Consider the following 20,402-nt stretch of genomic DNA (forward strand, 5'->3'; position numbering starts at 1 on the left):
AATCGAAAATGAACTCAGAGAAATTTCACGTTCAAGTTGAAGAAGACGTTCGCCGCGCGCTGCAAGAAGACGTAGGCAGCGGAGACCTCACCGCTGCGCTGGTGCCGCCGGAGCAGATGGCGCAGGCGACCATTTTGTGCCGTGAGTCTGCGGTCATCTGTGGTCAGCCTTGGGTGACGGAGGTGCTCAAGCAAGTCGCACCCACATCGCTTGCCACGTGGATGATCGAGGACGGTCAGTGGTGTGGGTCGAATCAAAAAGTTGTGGAAATCGTCGGCCCCGCACGTGATTTGTTGACCGCCGAGCGCACCTGTCTGAACTTCATGCAGACCCTCAGCGCGGTGGCCACGAAGACGGCTAAGTACGTTAAGGCAGTGGAAGGCACGCAAGCCGCCATCCTGGACACGCGTAAGACCATTCCCGGACTGCGGTTCGCCGAAAAGTACGCAGTGCGTTGCGGTGGCGGCAAGAACCACCGCATGGGCCTCTACGACGCCATCCTGATCAAGGAAAACCACATTGCTGCCGCCGGTGGCTTGACGGCTGCTTTCAAGGCCGCACAACGGATGTCGGCTCAGTCGAAATTCATACAGGTCGAAGTCGAAACGCTCAGCCAATTGGAGGAAGCTCTTGAAGCTGGTGTCGCCATGGTGTTACTGGACAATATGCCGCTGGATCAAATCCGAAGAGCGGTTGACCTTGCGCGAGGGCTTTGTAGTCTGGAGATTTCAGGCGGAGTGACCTTTGAAAATCTCAGAACTTATGCGGAGACAGGGGTTGATCGCATATCTGTTGGTGCGTTGATTAAAGACATCACTGCGGTTGATTTTTCGATGCGTTTCATGGATAAACCTGTCGAGCGGTGAGTTCCAGCAACTCGTTGAAATTGCGTGGACTCTGTCAGATCGATGCGGTAGAAGCGATGGATGTCCAACAGGCACGGGGACTCGTGGGCGGTGAAGGATGAATTTTGGAAGCGGGTCACGACCGGCCAAGCCCCCCACCCATGGTCTTCGAGGCCATCGTGTACGTGCTGCAAGCTCGCAAGTACCTTGGCGGCTTTGCGCTAGGAGATATTCAATGAATATTCGGTGCTTGGTTTGGCGGTCACGGATTTAGGATTGAGTTCTTACTCGGGATGAGTTACTCGCGTTCGATACCTTCGTCAGCCACCAGGCGCCTCCAGATATCAAGTTGCGAGCTCACGAAACTTTTCATTTCGTCAGGGTCAGGATACGAATCTTGCACAGACACTCCCTGTTGTTCCAGTTGCTTAACAACCTCTGGACGTCGCAGGATCACACTCATCTCTCTTGAAAGGCGGTCTATTACGTCGCGCGGAGTTCCCGTCGGTGCAAAGACTCCGCCCCACGGAATTACCGTGATCCCGCTAAAGCCAGCCTCGGCAAACGTAGGCACCTCAGGAGCCAATGCGTTGCGCTTGTCGCCTATGACCGCCAGCACCTTTAATTTGCCTTCCTTCGCCATGGTCAGGAGGCTGATGGTCGAGGCCAGCATGATCTGGACGCGACCAGAAAGCAGATCCGGCACTGCAGGCGCTTCCCCTTTGTACGGGATCTTGGTCACCTGCATAGCAGCAAGGCGCCTCATTTGTACAAATGCTAACTCCCCAGTTGAGTTGCCAGTGGCGTAATTCAGCTTGCCTGGGTTGGCCTTCGCAAAACCAATTAATTCTTTGAGATTATTCGCTGGTACGCTGGGGTGCATGAAAAGAAAGAACGCTGATTGACGACTCCAAAAGCCTACCGGTGTTAGCGCTGACAGCGGGTCATAAGGGGGCTTGAGCCGCAAAGTGGGTACCGCAAGAATGGCGGTGTTTGTCGCAAATAGCAGCGTGTGCCCGTCGGGTCGCGACTTGATCACCTCGTTCGTCGCGATTGCGCCATCAGCTCCAGGCTTGTTGTCGATGATGACTGGCTGACCGAGTTGCTGAGCCAGGCCCTGACCAACAATTCGGGCCGCCGCATCCACAGAACCACCGGCCGAAAACGGCACGATCAGCTTGACGGGCTTGTTGGGGTAGCCGTTCGCCTGGGCCCAGGCGGTAGGCGCGAGCAGCATGCCGCCGATGGCGGCAGCAATGGCCAGGCGCGTGCGCGCGGCTTTGAAATTGAGGGATGTCTTCATGGCTTGTCTCCGATTGTTGTAGGTTAGTGAAAGCGAGGTATCAGGTTAACAAGAATGCGCTTCCCGAGGCCAGTGCGGCGGCCGTTCGCAGGCCGGCCATCAAGCCGCATACGCTGCTGGACCTGGCTCGATTCCGGCGTTCATCCACATCAGCGACGGCAAGGTGGGCTGGTTCTGTGTCTTAGTCACAGGTCCTGCCTCTTTCGGCGGCGGCTCTCAGTCGCCCTTGATGTTGAGGTCGCGGATGAGCTTGCTGTAGCGTGCCTGATCCTTGACGATGAGTTTGCGGAACTCGGCTGCTGTGCCAGGGTAGGGCTCGGCACCGACGCCCGGCAACTTCTGCTGGAACTGCGGGTCGCGCACGATCTTCAGCACGTCAGCCTCGATCTTGTCAACGATGGCCTGCGGCGTGCCCTTGGGGGTGACCACGCCGGCCCAGGCGCCGACCTCGAAGCCGGGGAAGCCGGCTTCGGCGAAAGTCGGCACCTCAGGCGCCATCGGCGAGCGCCTGGCGCCACCCGTGGCCAGGATGCGTATTTTGCCCGCCTTGGCGAACGGCACAGCCGTCGAGATCGCCGAGAACATGGTCGTCACCTGGCCGCCCACCACATCAACCAACGCTGGTGAGCCGCCCTTGTAAGGGATGTGTGTGAGGTCCACTCCGGCCAGCATGCGCAGCGCTTCCATCGACAGGTGATGCGGGCCGCCAGAACCGCCCGAGGCGTACTCCATCGGCCGCTTTTCCATCTCGCGTGTCTTGGCCAGTGCCACGAACTCGCCCACGGTCTTGACGTCGGCCTTCTGCGGGTTGACCACCAGGGCCAGCGGCGTGTAGGCCACCAGCGCGGCGTTCATGAAGTCGTTGATGGGGTGGTAGGGCAGGGTCTTGTAGAGGTAGGGGTTAATGACGAACGGGCCGTCAGTGGCCAGGTACAGCGTGTAGCCGTCGGGCACGGCCTTGGCTGCCAGTTCGCTGGCCAGGATGCCGGCGCCACCGGGTCGGTTGTCGATGATCACTGGTTGGCCCCAGGCCTGGTTGAGTGCCTGTGCCAGTGAACGGCCCACCAGGTCGGCAAAGCCACCGGGCGGAAACGACACGATCAGCTTGACGGGCTTGTTGGGGTAGCCGTTCGCCTGGGCCCAGGCGGTAGGTGCCACCAGCAGGGTGCCGAGGGCCGCAGCGATGGCCAGGCGCATGCGGGCGATCTTGAAAGTGGGAGATAATTTCATTGCTAGGAGTCTGGGCAGCAGAACATTTTGAGCCAACTCCAATCGCCTCCCAGCGGCTGGCAGCGACGTAGGCTGTGGTGAACGCACTCACCGCAGCCGATCTCTATGGCGCGGTTGAAGCAGCCCAACCACGCTCAGAAGTCGCAGCCGGCACTTTGCCTCGCATTTCCCGCCTCACCCCACCTGAATGGCCCCCATTCTGCGCAGGTTCAGCGCCATGCACACGAGCTTGAACTCGGCTTTTGCCTTCTCCAAACCGCGCATGCTGAACTGGCGGAACCCCAGCACGTTCTTGATCCAGCCGTTGGGCGGCTCGGCGATCCACTTGCGCTTGCGGTAGTCCTTCTGGCCTTGTTCGGTTTGCAACTTGGCCGCCATGGCCACCGTGTACGGGTAGCGGTTTGCGTCTTTGGGCGTAGCCCGTGCCTTGCCTTCGCGTCCCAATGCAATCACCAGTTCGGTATCCGGATAGACCTGGGCCAGCTTGGCCATTACGGCTTCACTGCGGTAGCCGGCATCGGCCAGGACTTGTGCTGGCTGTACACCCGTGTGGGTCTGGACCGCATCCAGCACCATGGGCAGTTGCTGTACATCTGCGCTGGTGTTCACCACCTCGGCGGCCACAATGATGTGGGCTGTCTCGTCCACTGCGGTCTGGGCGTTGTAGCTGTAGTCAAAGCCGCCACCTGCGCGCTTCATGATGCGGCTGTCGGGGTCGGTGAAGCTGTCCTGGGCTTTGGACTCGGGGATGCCGAAGTCGCGTTGGTAGGGGCGGCCTGCTTTGGGCTTGCCGTCTTTGTCGCGGGGATTGCGCCCATCGCCGTGGCTGCGGCCGCGCTGTGTATCGGCTTGGGCTTGGCGTGCCTCCAGCCGGGCCTTGGCTGCTTCAATGGCGGCCAGCCGAGCTTGCCTGCGCTCTAGCTCTGCGGGGATGTCCAGCTCGGGCTCGTTCTTCTCGGCCTCATCGGTGTGGGCCGCCTTATGCAGCAATGCGGCTATCTGGGCTTTGAGTTCAGTCTCGGCGGTTTGCATGCGCGCGTAGCTCATGGCTTTGTGGCGGCTGGCGTTGGCTTTGATCTTGGTGCCGTCTACAGCGATGGTGCCTAGTTTGACCAGACCCATCTCCCGGGCCAGGCGCACGACTTGGGTGAAGAGTTCGGTGAACTCACCCAGGTGTTGGGCCCGAAAGTCCCGGATTGTGCGGTGGGCGGGGAAGTTGTGCGCTGCCAGCACCCGAAAGGCGATGTCTTCATGCAACCTGCGGGCGATCTTGCGTGAGCTAAAGCACCCTGTGGCGTAAGCGTAGACCAGAACTTTGACCATCATGGCCGGGTGCAGGGGCTGGTTGCGGGAGCCACCGCTGGCGTAGCGTGCGTGAAAGGCGCTCAGATCCAGGCTGTCTACGGTGTCGCTGATGAAATAGGCTAGGTGGCCCTGCGGGAGCCAGTCTTGCAGGGCTGGCGGCAGCAGTTGCTGTTGTTCGGGGTGGTAGGCGACGTAGCTGGTGCTCATTCTTGAACACAGCAGGCTTCGTGCCAGCTTTCATCCCCCGAGGCGGGTTTCTGCCGCCCAGACTCCTAGTCCCCTGTTGTTGTTGCGGGTCAGTGAACGCTGGTAATCAGGTCGTCAGGAATGCGCTTCCCGAGGCCAGTGCGGCGGCCGTTCGCAGGCCGGCCAGCAAGCTGTCGTGCTGGGCCTTGCCCTGGCCGGCAATGTCAAACGCGCTGCCGTGCGGCACGTTGATCATCACGTAGGGCAGGCCCATGTAGATCGTGCAGGCGCCCGCGAAGGCGGCGGTCTTCACCGCGATCTGGCCCTGGTCGTGGTACATGGTCACCACGGCGTCGTAGCGGCCCTCGAGGTTGAGACGGAACACCGCATCGGGCGAGATCGGGCCGCTGGCGTCGATGCCGGCGGCGCGGGCCTGCTCGACGGCGGGCGCGATCTCTTCGCGGTCTTCCTCGAACATGGCATGCGGGTTGAGCCCGGCCACCGCAATGCGTGGTGCGGTCATGCCCCAGCGCCTGAGATGGTGGTCGAGCCGGCGGATGAGTTCGAGCACGGTGGCCTGCTTCACGGTGGCGGCGATATCGCGCACGCGTATGTGCTCGGTGATGGGGACCACTCGCAACGAGCCGTTCAGACGAAGCATGTGGGTGTCCGGCGGCTGCAGTTCATCAATGTCCTTCACCAGGCCACCGAGCTTGAGCGAGACGCTGTCCACCGGGGCCAGCACCAGACCGTCTATGCGTCCGATTTGGCCAAGCTGCTGGCCCAGGCCGATCCAGTTCACCACCGCCTTGCCGGCTGCCGCCGAAGGCGAACCCACTGCGTAGTCGGTGGGGACTACATCGCCGGGGTCGAGCACGGCGATGAAACGCTGGCCGCGCGCTTCTTCGGGCGCGCTCACGTGGCGTACCTCGCGGGTGATGCCACAGACCTGCACTGCCCGCTGCACCGCGCCAATCTCGCCGATCAGCACGTTGTCACAAAGGCCGTCAAGTTCAGCGCTGGCCAGCGCTTTGGCGCAGACTTCAGGACCTATGCCCGCTGGGTCGCCGATCATGGCGGCGATCAGGGGCTTGTTCGATGTCTTTGACATGGTTGGCGTGGCGCGCTCAGGCGGCAGCCAGAAAGTTCTCAACCACTCCCACGAAGCGGTCCTTTTTCTCGATCTGCGTCCAGTGGCCACACTGGCCAAAGACATGCAGTTCGGAGCGTTGCAGCAACTGGTGCAGGCGCAGGCTGCTGTCCAGCGGGATCACGCGATCCTCGCGGCCATGCACCAGCAGCACTGGTTTGTCCAGCGCACGCAACTTGTCCTCGGGCGTGGCCAGCGCGGCGATGTGGCGCTGACGCGGTGCCGGGAAGAGGCTGGAATACGACTCGTGAAAGCCAGGGCGGATGCTGGCATCGTAGCGCGAAGCCACCAGTGCCTCGGTCAGCAGCGACTTGTCGTAGGCGAACATCTGCACGATTGTGCGCATGTTCTCGACCGAGGGCTCATATCCCCACACTGCGTCAAGTTCGTGGGTGAGCGTGAACTCGGTGCCCGCAGAGCCCATGAGCACGACCTTGCGCACGCGGTCCGGGTGGCGCGTAGCCACGGCAAGCGTGAGGGCTCCGCCGAAGGAGTTGCCAACAAAATCGGCTTGTTCTATCTTCAGTGCATCGAGAAAACCAATGATGTGGCGCACCCAGTAGTCGAGGTTGTAGACCACGCCGGCCTTGCGCTCGGTGTAGCCGAAGCCAGCCAAATCAGGTGCCAGCACACGGTGGGTCTTGGCGAATTCGGGAATGGCCAGACGCCAGTTGGCCCAGGCCGTGACCCCTGGCCCTGAACCATGCAGCAGAACCAGCGGCGCGCCGCTGCCTGCTTCGAGGTAGTTGGTACGTATGCCAGCCGCTTCAACGCTGTGGCCGATCTCGGGGTTATTGTTTTGTGTCATGGAGGTCTCGTTCCTTGTGTCGTTGCGCGTTCAGATAATGAAAGTCATGTTGCCGAGCACGCTGTCATTGTTGACCAGATAGACCCGCTTCTCGCGCATTAGCCAGGTGTCGCTGTGGCGTTCGAGCACATGGTGCTGGCGTCCAGCCCACACGGTGATGCGGTCGGTGCGCACCTCGGTAAGGTTGAAGCGCGAGCTCACTTCGCCACCGGTGGCGGGGTCGAAGTTGTGCAGCCGCACATTGCCGACGATGCGCGAAAGGCGCGAGCGGGGGTTCTGCGAGTGCGCGTGCTTGGTGCCCAAGCGGAACAGGCGTTCTTCGAGTCGGGGGCGGTCGTCAAAGATCAGCGAGACCTTCTTGGTCGGGTCAATGTTGTCGGCGTTGCAGGGTACCCAGTACAGCAGCTCGGGTGTCCACAGCGCCAGCCAGTCGTTGTAGGCGTGCTCATCGGCCAAGGCGGCTTCTTGGTAGAGGAAATGCTCGATGTCGTGTACCAATTCGAGCGAGTGCGTGGTGGTGGCGTTCATTGCTGGGATCCTTACTGGGCGGTTTGGGCGGTCATGAGTTCGCGCCATTGGCGCATCTGACCACGTTGCGTGACTTCGTCCGAGATGCGTCCGGTGATAACGCCATCGGCCCCGTGTTCTTCGCGGTGCAGGCCGCGCGAGATTTCCAGCCAGGGGTTGACCTGGGCCATCATCCCTTTCTGCACGCGCTCGAAGATCTCGGCATCGTCGGGCGAGCCAGAGCCCGCAGGGCCGTAGAAGGACTCGTGCTGGCGCAGTCGCAAGGCGTTGATCTCGGGGCTCACGCCCTCGAACAGCACGGGGAACATGATCACTTCGCATTCCTCCGGCGAAATCGGGTTGAGGATGCGGATCTGGTTGTTGATGAGCTGCAGGTTGGGGTAGATGCCCACATGCGGATCGCCTGAGAGCGAGATCAGCAGGCGCGAACGCTCCTCGCCGTGCTTGGCCTTCATGGTCTCGATGTAGTCGGTGCCACCGGGCAGTTTTTCCAGCATGGCGGTGAATTGGTCGTAGTGGCCCATGCGGTGCTGGGTCAGGTCCAGCATCACATGGCCATGTCCCAAGTCGCGCGTGCGGCTGGCGGACTCGTCATCGAAGGGGTCGCCGCGGTGGGTGGCAGCAATGCCGGAGTCCGGGTCGCGGTTCCAGGCTGCAATCACCGACGCATGTACATAGTGCACGTGGTAGCCGTCCATGCCGACCAGTTTCCAGTTGCCCTTGTAGACGGTCTTGTGCACGCCGGCGTCCACGCGCAGTTCGCCCACGGGGGAGGCGTCCACCATCAGGTCGATCACGGCCTTGGCTGGACCCAAGTGATCGCTCAAGCTGGGAACATCCGCGTTTAGGCTGGCAAAAACGAAGCCACGATAGGTTTCCACGCGCGGTGGCTTGTTCAGGCCCATGGCCTTCTGGTCGAACTCGGGGCCGTAGGCGCCCTGGCCCGGCACCTGCATCAGGTTGCCGCTGGCGTCGTAGACCCAACCGTGAAACCAGCAACGCAGGTGCTTGGTGTTGCCCGCCTCGCCCTCGCACACCATCGCGCCACGGTGGCGGCAACGGTTCATCAACACCTGCACTTCGCCTTCGCCGTTGCGGATCATCAAAACCGGTTGGCGACCCATGCGGCGCGCGCGGTAGTCACCGTGCTTGGGCACTTCGGAGGTGTGGCCTATATAGACCCAGGTGCCCTCGAAGATGCGTTCTTGTTCAAGCTTAAAAATTTCTGCATCGGTGAAGGCGCTCGAATGGACGCGGCCATCCTGCACCAGGGCGCCCACGTCGGAGCCGCTGGCGCGGCTGGGGTGAAATTGAATGGTCTGTGTCATCTCGGCTGTCTCCTGAATGTGTGAGTGGGTCGGTCGCAGACAGTGGCTCTTGCTTGCGTCAACTTAGAAGAAATTATGTCATAATTTGAACTATTCACAAAATGAAGTAAATAAATTTTGAAGGTGATTCATGAAACCAGCAACCAAGAGCTTGACGCGGCAAGCCGAGAAGGAGGGGATTCCCTTGCCTTACCTCAGTGAACAGGTCGCTGTTAGTGCGGCGCTGGACAAGCAGCTTGATGGCTCGGCGCTGTGGGTCTTGCTGGCGGTTTACCGGGCGTTTGCGGTGCTCGATCGCGATCAGTCCGATGAGCTCGACTCCATGGGCGTGTCACCGCTGCAGTTCAACATCCTCACCACGCTGCAGCGAGTGAAGCAGCCTGCCACCATGGGGGCTTTGGCGTCCATGCTGGTGGTCAAGCCCAACAACCTGTCGGGCAACATCAACACGCTGGCCGAGCGCGGCTTGGTGCGGAGGGAGCTCAACGTGTCGGACCAGCGCTCGCTGCTAGCGGTGCTCACCCCCGAGGGCGAAGCGTTTCTGGCCGAGCACCTGCCCGCCCACTGGCGTCGCATGGAGCACCTCATGGGTGGCCTGTCGCGTGAGCAGCGCCTGCAACTGGTGGCCTTGCTCAAGCAGATGGTGCTGTCCATTGATGCCGCGCAGCAGCCGACGAGCGTTCGCGAACGCGCAGGCAAGAAAGCCAAAAGATCACCTGAGCGGGCTGTATCGGACGCGCAGGCACCTCACAGGTAGATCACACAAGACCAACGACTGGAGACAACACATGGCAGAAATCCTAGGGCTGGGGCTGTCCCACTACCCCCCTTTTTCCACGCCCGATGCGCAGATGGCCAGCATCCTGCGCATGACGCTCAAAGACCCCGGCATACCGGCCGAGCGCAAGCTGGCCCAGAACTGGGCACCGGCGATGCAGGCCGAATGGGGCGACGATCAGGGCGTGGCGGCAGCCGCGGTTCACCGTGCGGCGTTGGTCGAGCAGTTCAGACGTGTGCGTGCAGCGCTCGACGATTTCAAGCCCGATGTGGTGTTGATCTGGGGCGACGACCAGTACGAGAACTTCAAGGAAGACATCATTCCGCCGTTCACGGTCTGTGCGTACGACGACATGGATCTCTACCCCTGGCGCCATGCGCAGGGCTCGTCGATGATGGCCAACGGCAAGCCCAATGCCTGGGGTGAAGGGCCAGACATGCACTACCGGCTCAAGGGCCGGCGCGACATCGGAAAGTACCTGACCTGCGGCCTGCTTGACGCCGGCTTCGACATGGCTTATGCCTACAAGCCGCTGCACCACGAGAGCCTGGCTCACGCCTTCGCCAACGCCATCCTCTATCTCGATTACGACCGCAAAGGCTGGGACTACCCGACCCTCACTGTGCCCATCAATTGCTACGGTCGCAAGGTTATTTCGGCCCGCGGCTTCCTCACCAACGTCGATGACAAGCTCGACCTTGACCCTCCGGGTCCATCGCCCGCGCGCTGCATGGACATGGGCGCGGCCACCGCACGCATCTTGCGTGACTCCCCTTGGCGTGTGGCATTGATCGCTTCGTCGAGCTGGTCCCACGCCTTCTTGTGCGACCGCACGTCACGTCTGTGTCCCGACACGCCCAGCGACCGCGTGCTTTACCGTGCGCTGGTGGAGCAGAACCACGGCGTCTGGCGTGGCAACACCACCGAAGACTTCGAGAACGCCGGCCAGCAGGAATTACTCAACTGGTGCCCGTTGCTGGGCGCCATGGGCGAACTTGGCGCATCCTTGTCGTGGAGCAACTTCGTGGAGACCCACGTGTTCAACTCCAACAAGGTATTTGCCATTTACCAGCCTGCCTGATGAGTGCCATGGAAACACATAACGACCGGGTGGTGATTGTGGGCGCAGGGCTGGCCGGCTTCGGTGTGGCCAGTGGCCTGCGCAAGCTCGGCCATGTCGGGCCTATCACGCTGCTTGGCGAAGAGGCCCATGCGCCCTACGACCGGCCGCCGCTGTCCAAGCAATTCCTGATCGACGGCGATGAGGCTGCATTGCGCCTCTCGCCCGAGCCCTTGCCAGAGGTGCAATTGCTCAGCGGCTGCCCGGCCGTGGCGCTGGACCTAGAGCAGCGCACGGTACAACTGCAGGATGGCCGGCGTCTGCCCTGGGACCGTCTGGTGCTTGCCACCGGCACGCGGCCACGCATGCTGCCCGCGTTGGCCACTTCGCCACGGGTGATGAGCCTGCGGACCCTGGATGATGCGCGCGCGTTGCGCCAGCGCCTGGGCGCCGCCACACGTCTGCTGGTGGTGGGCGGTGGTCCCATAGGGTTGGAGTTGGCCGCCACGGCGCAGCAACTGGGCTGTCACGCCACCGTAGTGGAGGCAGGGCCGCGCCTGATGGGGCGCAGTGCGCCCGCGCTGATTGCCGAGCACCTGCTGCAGCACCACCGCAGCCAGGGGGTTGACATCCACCTCGGCCGCACCGTCGTATCGGTGGACGACAACGGCCTCGCGCTGCTGGACGATGGCCAAGTCCTGCAGGCCGATGTCGTGGTAGTAGGTATAGGCGTGTTGGCTAACGACGGTTTGGCCGTGGCTGCTGGCATCGCCGCTGACGACGGCATCTTTGTCGATGGCTGGTGCCGCACCAATGTGGCTGGCGTGTTTGCCGTGGGCGACGTCACGCGTCAGGCCCATCCGCTGAGTGGGCGGGTGGAGCGCATGGAGACCTGGTCCAACGCCCAGGGCCAGGCCGCGGCATTGGCCGCTGCGCTGGTCGAGCCTGCAACTGCCAAGCCCTACGACGAAACGCCTTGGTACTGGTCCGATCAGGGCAGTCTGCGCCTACAGTGTGCTGGCCTGACAGAGGGCGACACCCATGCCCTGCGTGGCGACCCCGCCAGCGGCAGCTTCGTGCTGCTGCAATGGAAGGCGGGCCACTTGTGCGGTGTTGGTGCCATCAACGCCGCACGCGACTTCAACCTGCTGCGCCGCCTGCTTGCGGCCGGCAGCCCCCTGGCGCCCGAGGTGCTGGCCGCACCCGATGCCAACCTCAAGCAACTCGTTCAACAAGCCCAGTCGGCCTGAAGCCGGCCCGAAGGAGAAACCCCATGCACGCCACCGCCCTTTGCCCGCTCAACGATCTGTGCAATGGCACCATAGGCAGCGCTTTCCTAGAAGACGGTCGCCGCATTGCCATCTATCATGTCGACGGCAATGTCTATGCCACCGATGACCGCTGCACCCATGGCGACGCCTCGCTGGCCGATGAAGGCAGCCTGGAGGGCCATACGGTGGAGTGCGGCCTACACCTGGGCGCCTTCGATGTGAGGACCGGCGCGGCCACCTCTGCGCCCTGCGTGCATGCAATCAAGACCTACCCGGTGGAAGTGCGCGACGGCCAAGTCTGGCTGTCGGCCGAAGCAGCCGCGTGCGACGCCACGTGAGCGCGTGTGCCTGTGGACTGATCGACGCCCATACCCACTGGGTTCCAGATCATTTTCCGGCGTTTCTGGGTCGACGAAAGGGCGTGCCTTGGCCCTCCATGGCGCCGGCCGACTCGGCTTGCCAGCGGCATGTGATGATCGATGGACGCGTCTATCGAACCGTGCCCGATTCTTCTTGGGACGCGGAACGCCGCGAGGCCGACATGGCCCGCACCGCCGTAGCGCATCAGGTGGTTTCGCCCATGCCCGAGCTTCTGTCGTACTGGCTGCACGCCGACGATGCGCTGGCGCTGACGCGGTTCATGAACGATGAGCTCGCGCTGCTGGTGCAGGCGCGGCCGCAACGCTTCACCGGGTTGGGCGCGGTGCCATTGCAGGATGTGGATCTGGCCATGCGGGAACTCGATCGCCTGGTGTGCGACCTCGGCTTGGCCGGGGTGGAGGTGGGCAGCAATATCAATGGCAAACCGATCGGGCATCCCGATTTCGAACCTTTCTTTGCGGCTGCCGAATCGCTGGGCGCGGCCATTTTCGTGCATGCCCTGCGCCCCTGCGGCATGGACCGTTTGGTCGGGCCGCCGCTGCTTGAGCAGGTGCTGGCCTTTCCCGGCGAGGTGGGCCTGGCCGCGGCCTCGCTGATGACATCGGGCACCTTGCTGCGCCATCCCCGCCTGCGCGTGGCCTTCAGTCATGGCGGTGGCGCCTTGCCCATGATTCTGCCCCGCCTGCAACACGCCTGGGAGCACATGGCTCCTGTGCACCAGTGCATGACTCAGTCGCCACGCGACCTTGCGCGGCAGATGTTCTACGACGACCTGGTGTACGACGGCGCGGCCATCGACTACCTGTTGGACGTCTACGGCCCCACGCAGGTGATGGCCGGTTCGGACTACCCCTTTGCCATCATGGACCGCGAGCCTGCCACACGCATTGCCGCGCTTGGGCTGGATGAAGCCACGCAACGCCAACTCCGACGTGACAATGCACTGCGCTGGCTGAGCATCGTCAAGCCCTGGGCAGAGTGACTGCCACGTATTCCAACGCACAGTTTAAAAAGGATGATATGAGTACACACAACAACCCTGCGATCACAGCAGCGGCGTCAGCACTGCTGCAGGCCAGAGTCACGCGCACGCCCATCGCCCCCATCAGCACCAGCCACGGCATTGCCGGACTGGACGTCGCCTACGCCGTGGCCGAACTCAATACCCAGGCGCAGCTGGCCGCAGGCCGGCGCATTGTCGGCATGAAGGTTGGCCTGACCTCCAAGGCCGTGCAGCAGCAGCTGGGCGTCGATCAACCCGACTTCGGCGTGCTGTTCGACGACATGGAAGTCTTGAGTGGCCAGGACGTACCCATGGCGCGCCTGCTGCAACCCAAGGTCGAAGCAGAAGTGGCTTTTGTCGTGGGCCGCGACCTCACCGGCCCGGCACCGAGCTACGCTGAATTCTTGGCCGCCGTGGCCTACGCGCTGCCCGCCATCGAGATCGTCGACAGCGCAATTGCCGACTGGAAGATCACGCTCGTTGACACCGTCGCCGACAACGCATCCTGCGGCTTGTACGTACTGGGAGACCAGCCGCTTCCTATGGGCCAAGTCTCGCTGGGCGAGCTAGGCATGACCATGACCAAGAACGGCCAGACCGTGTCGGTGGGTACCGGTGCGGCCTGCCTGGGCCACCCGCTGCGCGCGGCTTACTGGCTCGCCTGCACCATGGCTGAACGGGGCCAGGGCCTCAAGGTCGGTCAGGTCATTCTCTCTGGCGCTTTGGGCCCCATGGTGCCCGTGGTCGCAGGCGACGTGGTCCGGGCGCAGATCGGCGCGCTGGGCAGTGTTTCGTGCCGCATGGTTTGAAGGTAGAAAATATGAGCAAGAAACTCAAGGCTGCCATCATCGGCAGTGGCAACATCGGCACGGACTTGATGATCAAGATCCTGCGCCACGGCATTAACATTGAAATGGGAGCCATGGTCGGTATTGATCCGACCTCCGATGGTCTGGCACGCGCCGCCCGCATGGGTGTGGCCACCACCCACGAAGGCGTAGAAGGTCTGACGCGCCTGCCCATCTTTGCCGACATCGACTTCGTGTTCGACGCCACCAGCGCCGGTGCCCATATCAAGAACGACGCTTTCTTGCGCAGCCTCAAGCCCGGCATCCGCATGATCGACCTGACGCCCGCAGCCATCGGCCCGTATTGCATCCCGATCGTCAATGGTGAAGACCACCTCGACGCATTGAACGTCAACATGGTCACCTGCGGCGGCCAGGCCACCATTCCGATGGTGGCAGCTGTCAACCGTGTTGCCAAAGTGCACTACGGCGAAATCGTCGCCTCCATCTCCAGCAAGAGCGCCGGCCCCGGCACGCGCGCCAACATCGACGAATTCACCGAAACCACCTCCAAGGCGATTGAAGTAGTGGGTGGCGCGTCCAAAGGCAAGGCCATCATCGTGCTGAACCCCGCTGAGCCGCCGCTCATCATGCGCGACACCGTCTACACCCTAAGTGACTTCGCTTCAGAAGACGCTATCGCCGAATCGGTCGAGCGCATGGCCGCCGCCGTCCAGGCCTACGTGCCCGGCTACCGCCTGAAACAAAAGGTGCAGTTCGACCGCATCGAGCCCAGCCACCCCATCAACATCCCCGGTGTCGGCCCCCGCATGAGCGGCTTGAAGACCTCCATCTTCCTGGAAGTCGAAGGTGCTGCCCACTACCTGCCCGCCTACGCCGGCAACCTGGACATCATGACCAGCGCCGGCCTGCGCACCGCCGAGCACATGGCTCTTCGCATGCTCGCCGCCTGAAGGAGAAACTGACATGGACAAAAAAATCTACATCTCCGACGTCACCCTGCGCGACGGCAGCCACGCCATCCGCCACCAGTACAGCGTCGAGCAAGCCAAGCAAATCGCCAAAGCTCTGGACGACGCCAAGGTGGACTCCATTGAAGTCGCCCACGGCGATGGCCTGCAAGGCGGCAGCTTCAACTACGGCTTCGGTGCCCACTCCGACGTCGAGTGGATCGAAGCCGTGGCCAGCGTCGTCAAGCATGCCAAAATCGCCACCCTGCTGCTTCCCGGCATCGGCACCGTCCACGACCTGAAGGCGGCCTATGACGCCGGCGCCCGCATCGTGCGTGTGGCAACCCACTGTACGGAGGCCGATGTCTCCAGACAGCACATCGAATATGCCCGCCACCTGGGTATGGAAGCCGTTGGCTTCCTGATGATGAGCCACATGCAGACCCCCAAGGGCCTGGCCGAACAGGCCAAGCTGATGGAGAGCTACGGCGCCACCGTCTGCTACGTTGTCGACTCCGGCGGCGCTCTGAGCATGAACGACGTGCGCGACCGTTTCCGCGCCTTCAAGGACACCTTGAAGCCCGAAACCCAGACCGGTATGCACGCCCACCACAACCTGAGCCTGGGTGTGGCCAACTCCATCGTCGCCGTCGAAGAAGGCTGTGACCGCGTGGACGCCAGCTTGGCCGGCATGGGCGCAGGAGCGGGCAACGCCCCGCTGGAAGTGTTCATTGCCGCCGCCACCCGCTTGGGTTGGAACCATGGCTGTGACTTGTACAAACTGATGGATGCGGCCGACGACACCGTGCGACCGCTGCAGGACCGCCCTGTGCGCGTGGACCGCGAGACACTGGCGCTGGGTTATGCGGGGGTCTACAGCAGCTTCCTGCGCCACTCAGAAGTGGCAGCGAAGAAGTACGGTCTGAAGGCGGTCGACATCTTGGTGGAACTGGGCCGGCGCCGCATGGTGGGCGGCCAGGAAGACATGATCGTCGACGTCGCATTGGACCTGCTCAAGGCGCAGGAGCATGAGCGCCAGCATGCCCAGCCGGTGATGAGCCAGGCGGGATGAAGACTGAGGCCCTGGTGGAAACGCTGGTCTACGCCAACCGCATCCTCTACGACAGCTAGTAGCCACCGTGTTACCCTCGTGTTTACTGTTAACCCCAGAGGACTTTCACATGTTAAGGATCTATCCGTAAATTAAACTATGTTCCTGAGTCGCCCGTGATGCGGCGCAGGAGGTGTAGATGGCCAAGGCGCATGCCAATTCGTGGGAAGTGACGGACGAGTTCTGGAGCCGGGTGGAGCCGCTGGTGCCACAGCCTGCGCGCGATCCTGACAAGCAGTACAAGCGCGCAGCCGGAGCGGGCCGCCCGAGCAAACCGCCACGGCTGGTGTTCGAGGCCATCATGTATGTGCTGCGCACTGGCTGCCAATGGAAGGCATTGCCTGCTGAGCGCTTCGGCAGCGCCAGCGCGATCCATCAGAAGTTCATGCTGTGGTCCAAGGCCGGGTTCTTTGAGAACCTGTGGCGTGCAGGCCTTGCTGAGTACGATGATTTCGAAGGCGTTGCCTGGCGCTGGCAAAGCATTGATGGGGCCATGTTCAAGGCGCCATTGGCACAAGAGGCTGTGGGGCGCAACCCGACGGATCGGGGGAAAAAAGGGCAGCAAGCGTCACCTGCTGGTGGACGGGCGTGGCGTCCCGTTGTCACTCGTCGTGACTGGGGCCAACGCGCACGACGTGACGCAACTTGAGGCTGTGCTGGCGTCCTGCATGATCAAGCGCCCCACACCCAAGCAGCGGCGCAGCAAGCACCTATGCGCTGATGCCGGCTACCGGGGAAAGAACGCCATGAAGATCATCCTGGCCCACGGCTATATCCCGCATGTAGTGGGCCGCAAGAGCGAGGCAGAGCGCAAGAAACGCAATCCGCAGAAGAAGGCGCGCCGCTGGGTGGTGGAGGCATGCCATGGGTGGTTCAACAGATTCCGCAAGCTGCTCGTGCGCTACGAAAAGCTGGAGCACACGTTTCTCGCGCTTAACCATCTGGCCGCCGCCATCATCACCTTGCGAAAGATCAGTCTACCTGTCAATATTATTTACGGATAAATCCTAAGAAAACTATCCGCTATCGCACTGGCTGTATCTTTCCTGGCCATGGCAACATCCGGGCTATTGATGTTTGTCATTGAAAAACCCTCTTTCACCATCCAGATGCACCCTGTACATAAGCTGTTCGGCCTGGTCATGGTGGTGGCCGCCTCCATTCATATCTGGTTCAATTTTCGCGGTTTAAAGGCTCACTTGCAAAATCACAAAGCGGCGATCTTCGGCGGCGTGCTGGTGGTTGCCTTGGTGCTGCTCTACGCCGTTGCCATCAACAACAAACTACCGGACGACCTGGCACAGCAAATGGACTCAGCTGCAGCGGCAGCCGAACAGAAAAAATGATTCCAATGCAACATCCCCGCCTTGTTTGGCCGAAATTTTCGGCCCTGAACCATCTCAGCATTGCCATGCGCCTCCATATCGGCTTCGCACTGGTGCTGTTGCTGTTGGCCGTCATCGGCATGCTCGGCTGGTTCTATACGGGCGCGCTGGCGGCCCGCACACAGAATGTCGTTGACCTCGACTACCGACGTGCGGAAATCGTGAGCACGATGGAGAAGGCAGTATCGGACATGGCCTTGTCAGTGACCTCCATGTCGCTGAACGACGATCCTGAGGATATTGCCTACGAAGTAAAGCGTTTGGAGCAATCATCCAAAATTTACGAGGAACGCGTCAAGGAACTCGATGCGTCGATCCGTGAAGGCGACCAGACTATGGGACTTGCAACGCAGATCAAGACGCTGAATGAGACAAGCAGCGGGGCCCTGACAGCGATGAACCAAATCTCCTTGAAAGCCACGGCCGGTATCAGTCGTGAGCAGTTGGCCCAGTTCACGATCAACCAACTCCGTCCGTCACAGGACGCGTGGTTCCTCACGCTCGACAAGCTCAAGCAAAGCGTAAATTCCACGATGCATGAAGCGGCCCTCGAATCGAAGACCACGGCTCGGCAGGTGCGGACCGTCATGGCTGTGGCGGTAGGGGCCGCGCTGGTAGTCGGCTTGCTGGCAGCGGGACTCATTTCACGCAGTATTGCCCAACCACTGGCCCAGGCGGTAGTACTCGCACGCGCAGTAGCACAAGGCGACCTATCGGCATCGATGGTGACCACCCGGCGCGACGAGGTTGGTGCCTTGCTCGATGCCTTGACTGACATGCAGCGGGGTCTGCGGAGCATCGTCAGTGACATCCAGATGACGGCCGACAGCATCCACTTGGCTAGTAGTGAGATGGCAGGAGGCAATTCCGACCTATCGCACCGAGCCGAGCTGACCGCCACACGACTGCAACAAGCCACGGCTTCAATGCAGCAGTTGACAAGCGCAGTGTTACAAAGCGAGCAAGCAGCCTTGTCCGCAGACGACCTTGCGAGCGCCGCAGCGCAGGCTGCGCAGCGTGGTGGCGCAGTCATTCAGCAAGTGATCGGTAACATGGAGGCCATCGCCGATTCAAGCCGCAAGATCGCCAACATTACTGGCGTCATCGACAGCATCGCCTTCCAGACCAACCTGCTGGCATTGAACGCAGCCGTCGAGGCGGCACGGGCTGGCGAGCAAGGCAGAGGCTTTGCGGTAGTGGCCGCTGAAGTGCGCTCGTTGGCGCACCGTTCGGCCGTCGCAGCCAAAGAGATCAATGCACTGATCGGCGCCAGTGTCGAGAAGGTCGAGTCTGGCAGCAAATTAGTGAATAGCGCTGGCGCGACGATGGCGGACATCGTCGGTTCGGTACAGCGTGTGGCTGTCGTGATCAGTCAGATCACCGATGCGACGCGGCAGCAGAACGACGATATCCGCGATGTGAGTTTGGCACTCGAACAGGTGGAAACACTGACTCAGCAAAATGTCGCGCTGGTGGAGCAGAGTGCCGCAGCGGCGGGTCTGCTGTCGGAACAGGCCTCGCGTATGAATGCACTGAGTGGCACCTTCCGGCTAACGTAGCCCGCATTTGACCAGACAGCGCATACTTGTCCGCGCATCAACTCCGGTGTCTGGCTGATGTCGCTGCCGTTGGCCGCCGTCGTTGTCAAAGCGTGTACCAGCCCTGAGTCCTTATCCACGCCAATAGGCGCTTTCATGCCGAAATGCTTGGGTCCTGTTTTGCGGTCCATTTAGAACTTATCCGGGTGTTGGGGTCAGGTCTTGCATTGAAATATTAGCCGCTCTAGTACATCAACACGAAAGTTGAGAAACATAATTTCGACCCATCTTTTTGTCCGCATCCTGTCGAGTAAAGTGCCACTCGATAGTTCGCTCTTTCTCGTTGCGGGCTTGCTGCCAGGCAGCAACCTCGGATTCGAGTAATTCACGATTGGCAATGCGCCGATCCAGGCATTGGCGACTGAGAATGCCAATCTCGATTTCTGCCATGTTCAGCCAGCTCGCGTGCTTTGGGGTGTAGTGAAACTCCACCCGATGCAGGAGCTTGGCGGCCGCACGACTGCCCAGCACATCATCAAAGCACTTTCTAAAGTGCGAGTTCAGGTTATCGAGCACCAAGTGAATTCGTCGTGCCTTGGCGTATACGCCAGTGAGCAATTCTTTGATGAAGGCGACGAAGTCAACCTTTCCTCGTCGCTCGGTGACAGATACGATTCGCTGTCCCGCCTTGGGCTCGACAGCCACGAACAGATTGGTGGTGCCGTTGCGTACGTACTCGTAGCCATGCTTGGTTGGGCTGCTCGCCGCCATGGCCAATGGAGGTCGGCTATGGGCGATAAGTTGCAGGCTTTTCTCGTCGATGCAAATGACCGGCTCGGCTTTGGATATTGGTCGCGCGTACAGTTCGAGCAGGACATACATCCGAGCACGGTACTCCTCGGTCAACGCCCCAATGCACCACATTACCCGGTGCCAGGAACAAGAGAAATAGTTTTTTTGAGCATGCGTCGAACGGTTTCCCGGCTCACGGATTGCATGCCAGGCTCCTGGCGGGCGGCGCGTTCGAGCTCGACCATGGTCCAGCGCTGGCGTCCCTTGGGCGGGGCTGAGCAGGCCAAGGCGATCACACGCGCCTCGGCGTTGGTGTCGTATTGGCGCGGGCGTCCTGAGCGCTGCACGTCGAACACCGCCAGCTCCACCCCGCCTTGCAAGTAGGCGGCGCGAGCACGCCACACGGCGGTGCGGCCAATGCCAAGCACTGCCATGATCTCAGATTCGGGAATGTCGCGGTCCAGGCATGACAGCACATGGGCTCGATTGACCTCGCGCGCCTGATGCACCTCTTTGCTGCGAATGGCTTCGATCGTCGAGCGATCCTCCTCGCTCAAGTTCAGCTCCGTCTGACGCATGACCACTCCTCGTTATGCCGAATGGCGACATTCGTAGTGTAATCATGTGCCGTTATTTTCGTG

22 protein-coding genes are annotated in these 20,402 nt (G+C 61.5%); 12 read left to right on the top strand and 10 right to left on the bottom strand.

What is annotated here, in order from left to right:
• Positions 1-8 precede the first annotated feature (8 nt).
• Positions 9-866: a carboxylating nicotinate-nucleotide diphosphorylase gene (gene nadC, locus ACZ5YA_RS18660; protein WP_464091063.1), complete on the top strand. Its 858-nt coding sequence runs from the start codon at positions 9-11 to the stop codon at positions 864-866.
• A 277-nt stretch (positions 867-1,143) separates the two neighbouring features.
• Here the strand turns inward: nadC and ACZ5YA_RS18665 are convergent, their stop codons facing one another.
• From ACZ5YA_RS18665 to ACZ5YA_RS18695, 7 genes are all read right to left on the bottom strand, one after another.
• Positions 1,144-2,148 carry a Bug family tripartite tricarboxylate transporter substrate binding protein gene (locus ACZ5YA_RS18665; protein ID WP_086926855.1) on the bottom strand — a complete coding sequence of 335 codons (1,005 nt, stop codon included), beginning with the start codon at positions 2,146-2,148 and terminating at the stop codon, positions 1,144-1,146.
• A gap of 216 nt (positions 2,149-2,364) precedes the next feature.
• Complete coding sequence (locus ACZ5YA_RS18670; RefSeq protein ID WP_086911734.1) at positions 2,365-3,378, bottom strand: Bug family tripartite tricarboxylate transporter substrate binding protein; 1,014 nt, start codon at positions 3,376-3,378, stop codon at positions 2,365-2,367.
• Between the two features lie 174 nt (positions 3,379-3,552).
• On the bottom strand, positions 3,553-4,890 hold the full coding sequence (locus ACZ5YA_RS18675; protein WP_086910894.1) for an IS1182 family transposase: 1,338 nt from the start codon (positions 4,888-4,890) through the stop codon (positions 3,553-3,555).
• A gap of 106 nt (positions 4,891-4,996) precedes the next feature.
• Complete coding sequence (locus ACZ5YA_RS18680; RefSeq protein ID WP_157896434.1) at positions 4,997-5,980, bottom strand: PdxA family dehydrogenase; 984 nt, start codon at positions 5,978-5,980, stop codon at positions 4,997-4,999.
• 16 nt (positions 5,981-5,996) lie between these two features.
• On the bottom strand, positions 5,997-6,827 hold the full coding sequence (locus tag ACZ5YA_RS18685; protein WP_086911732.1) for an alpha/beta fold hydrolase: 831 nt from the start codon (positions 6,825-6,827) through the stop codon (positions 5,997-5,999).
• Positions 6,828-6,857: 30 nt separating this feature from the next.
• On the bottom strand, positions 6,858-7,355 hold the full coding sequence (locus tag ACZ5YA_RS18690) for an aromatic-ring-hydroxylating dioxygenase subunit beta (protein WP_157896433.1): 498 nt from the start codon (positions 7,353-7,355) through the stop codon (positions 6,858-6,860).
• Between the two features lie 11 nt (positions 7,356-7,366).
• Positions 7,367-8,683: an aromatic ring-hydroxylating oxygenase subunit alpha gene (locus ACZ5YA_RS18695; RefSeq protein ID WP_210570454.1), complete on the bottom strand. Its 1,317-nt coding sequence runs from the start codon at positions 8,681-8,683 to the stop codon at positions 7,367-7,369.
• Between the two features lie 130 nt (positions 8,684-8,813).
• Between ACZ5YA_RS18695 and ACZ5YA_RS18700 the strand changes: the two genes are divergently transcribed.
• From ACZ5YA_RS18700 to ACZ5YA_RS18750, 11 genes are all read left to right on the top strand, one after another.
• Positions 8,814-9,440, top strand: a complete 627-nt coding sequence (locus ACZ5YA_RS18700; protein ID WP_220637679.1) for a MarR family winged helix-turn-helix transcriptional regulator — start codon at positions 8,814-8,816, stop codon at positions 9,438-9,440.
• Positions 9,441-9,471: 31 nt separating this feature from the next.
• On the top strand, positions 9,472-10,542 hold the full coding sequence (locus ACZ5YA_RS18705) for a DODA-type extradiol aromatic ring-opening family dioxygenase (RefSeq protein WP_220637680.1): 1,071 nt from the start codon (positions 9,472-9,474) through the stop codon (positions 10,540-10,542).
• An 8-nt stretch (positions 10,543-10,550) separates the two neighbouring features.
• Positions 10,551-11,771 (top strand): NAD(P)/FAD-dependent oxidoreductase, encoded by a 1,221-nt coding sequence (locus tag ACZ5YA_RS18710; RefSeq protein WP_220637681.1) that lies wholly within the window; start codon positions 10,551-10,553, stop codon positions 11,769-11,771.
• 23 nt (positions 11,772-11,794) lie between these two features.
• The gene (locus ACZ5YA_RS18715) at positions 11,795-12,130 is read left to right on the top strand and encodes a non-heme iron oxygenase ferredoxin subunit (protein ID WP_220637682.1); all 336 of its coding nucleotides are present in this window, start codon (positions 11,795-11,797) and stop codon (positions 12,128-12,130) included.
• Positions 12,127-13,155 (top strand): amidohydrolase family protein, encoded by a 1,029-nt coding sequence (locus tag ACZ5YA_RS18720; protein ID WP_464091064.1) that lies wholly within the window; start codon positions 12,127-12,129, stop codon positions 13,153-13,155. Before ACZ5YA_RS18715 ends, ACZ5YA_RS18720 begins: the two co-directional genes overlap by 4 nt.
• 38 nt (positions 13,156-13,193) lie before the next feature.
• Positions 13,194-13,985, top strand: a complete 792-nt coding sequence (locus ACZ5YA_RS18725) for a 2-keto-4-pentenoate hydratase (RefSeq protein WP_464091065.1) — start codon at positions 13,194-13,196, stop codon at positions 13,983-13,985.
• Between the two features lie 11 nt (positions 13,986-13,996).
• Positions 13,997-14,938 carry an acetaldehyde dehydrogenase (acetylating) gene (locus tag ACZ5YA_RS18730; RefSeq protein WP_086911723.1) on the top strand — a complete coding sequence of 314 codons (942 nt, stop codon included), beginning with the start codon at positions 13,997-13,999 and terminating at the stop codon, positions 14,936-14,938.
• 13 nt (positions 14,939-14,951) lie between these two features.
• A complete protein-coding gene (gene dmpG / locus ACZ5YA_RS18735) occupies positions 14,952-16,007 on the top strand; it encodes a 4-hydroxy-2-oxovalerate aldolase (protein ID WP_086911722.1) in 1,056 nt (351 codons plus the stop codon).
• 178 nt (positions 16,008-16,185) lie between these two features.
• A protein-coding gene (locus ACZ5YA_RS18740) for an IS5 family transposase (RefSeq protein ID WP_156445078.1) occupies positions 16,186-17,050 on the top strand; the annotation gives its coding sequence in 2 pieces (ribosomal slippage) (positions 16,186-16,604 and positions 16,603-17,050; 867 coding nt in all).
• A 69-nt stretch (positions 17,051-17,119) separates the two neighbouring features.
• A complete protein-coding gene (locus tag ACZ5YA_RS18745; RefSeq protein WP_464091066.1) occupies positions 17,120-17,392 on the top strand; it encodes a hypothetical protein in 273 nt (90 codons plus the stop codon).
• 5 nt (positions 17,393-17,397) lie between these two features.
• Positions 17,398-18,990 (top strand): methyl-accepting chemotaxis protein, encoded by a 1,593-nt coding sequence (locus ACZ5YA_RS18750; RefSeq protein WP_220637686.1) that lies wholly within the window; start codon positions 17,398-17,400, stop codon positions 18,988-18,990.
• On the opposite strand, the gene ACZ5YA_RS18755 is transcribed toward ACZ5YA_RS18750, so the two are convergent.
• The 3 genes from ACZ5YA_RS18755 to ACZ5YA_RS18765 all read right to left on the bottom strand — a co-directional run bounded on the left by ACZ5YA_RS18755 (position 18,885) and on the right by ACZ5YA_RS18765 (position 20,339).
• Entirely contained in the window at positions 18,885-19,160 is a 276-nt protein-coding gene (locus ACZ5YA_RS18755) for a transposase (RefSeq protein WP_370632954.1), read from the bottom strand. The two genes, ACZ5YA_RS18750 and ACZ5YA_RS18755, sit on opposite strands and share 106 nt — an antisense overlap.
• Before the next feature lie 61 nt (positions 19,161-19,221).
• Complete coding sequence (locus ACZ5YA_RS18760; RefSeq protein ID WP_464091067.1) at positions 19,222-19,851, bottom strand: IS630 family transposase; 630 nt, start codon at positions 19,849-19,851, stop codon at positions 19,222-19,224.
• A gap of 41 nt (positions 19,852-19,892) precedes the next feature.
• On the bottom strand, positions 19,893-20,339 hold the full coding sequence (locus tag ACZ5YA_RS18765) for a helix-turn-helix domain-containing protein (protein ID WP_464091068.1): 447 nt from the start codon (positions 20,337-20,339) through the stop codon (positions 19,893-19,895).
• Positions 20,340-20,402 lie beyond the last annotated feature (63 nt).

The organism is Achromobacter sp. JCM 18799, assembly GCF_055395645.1.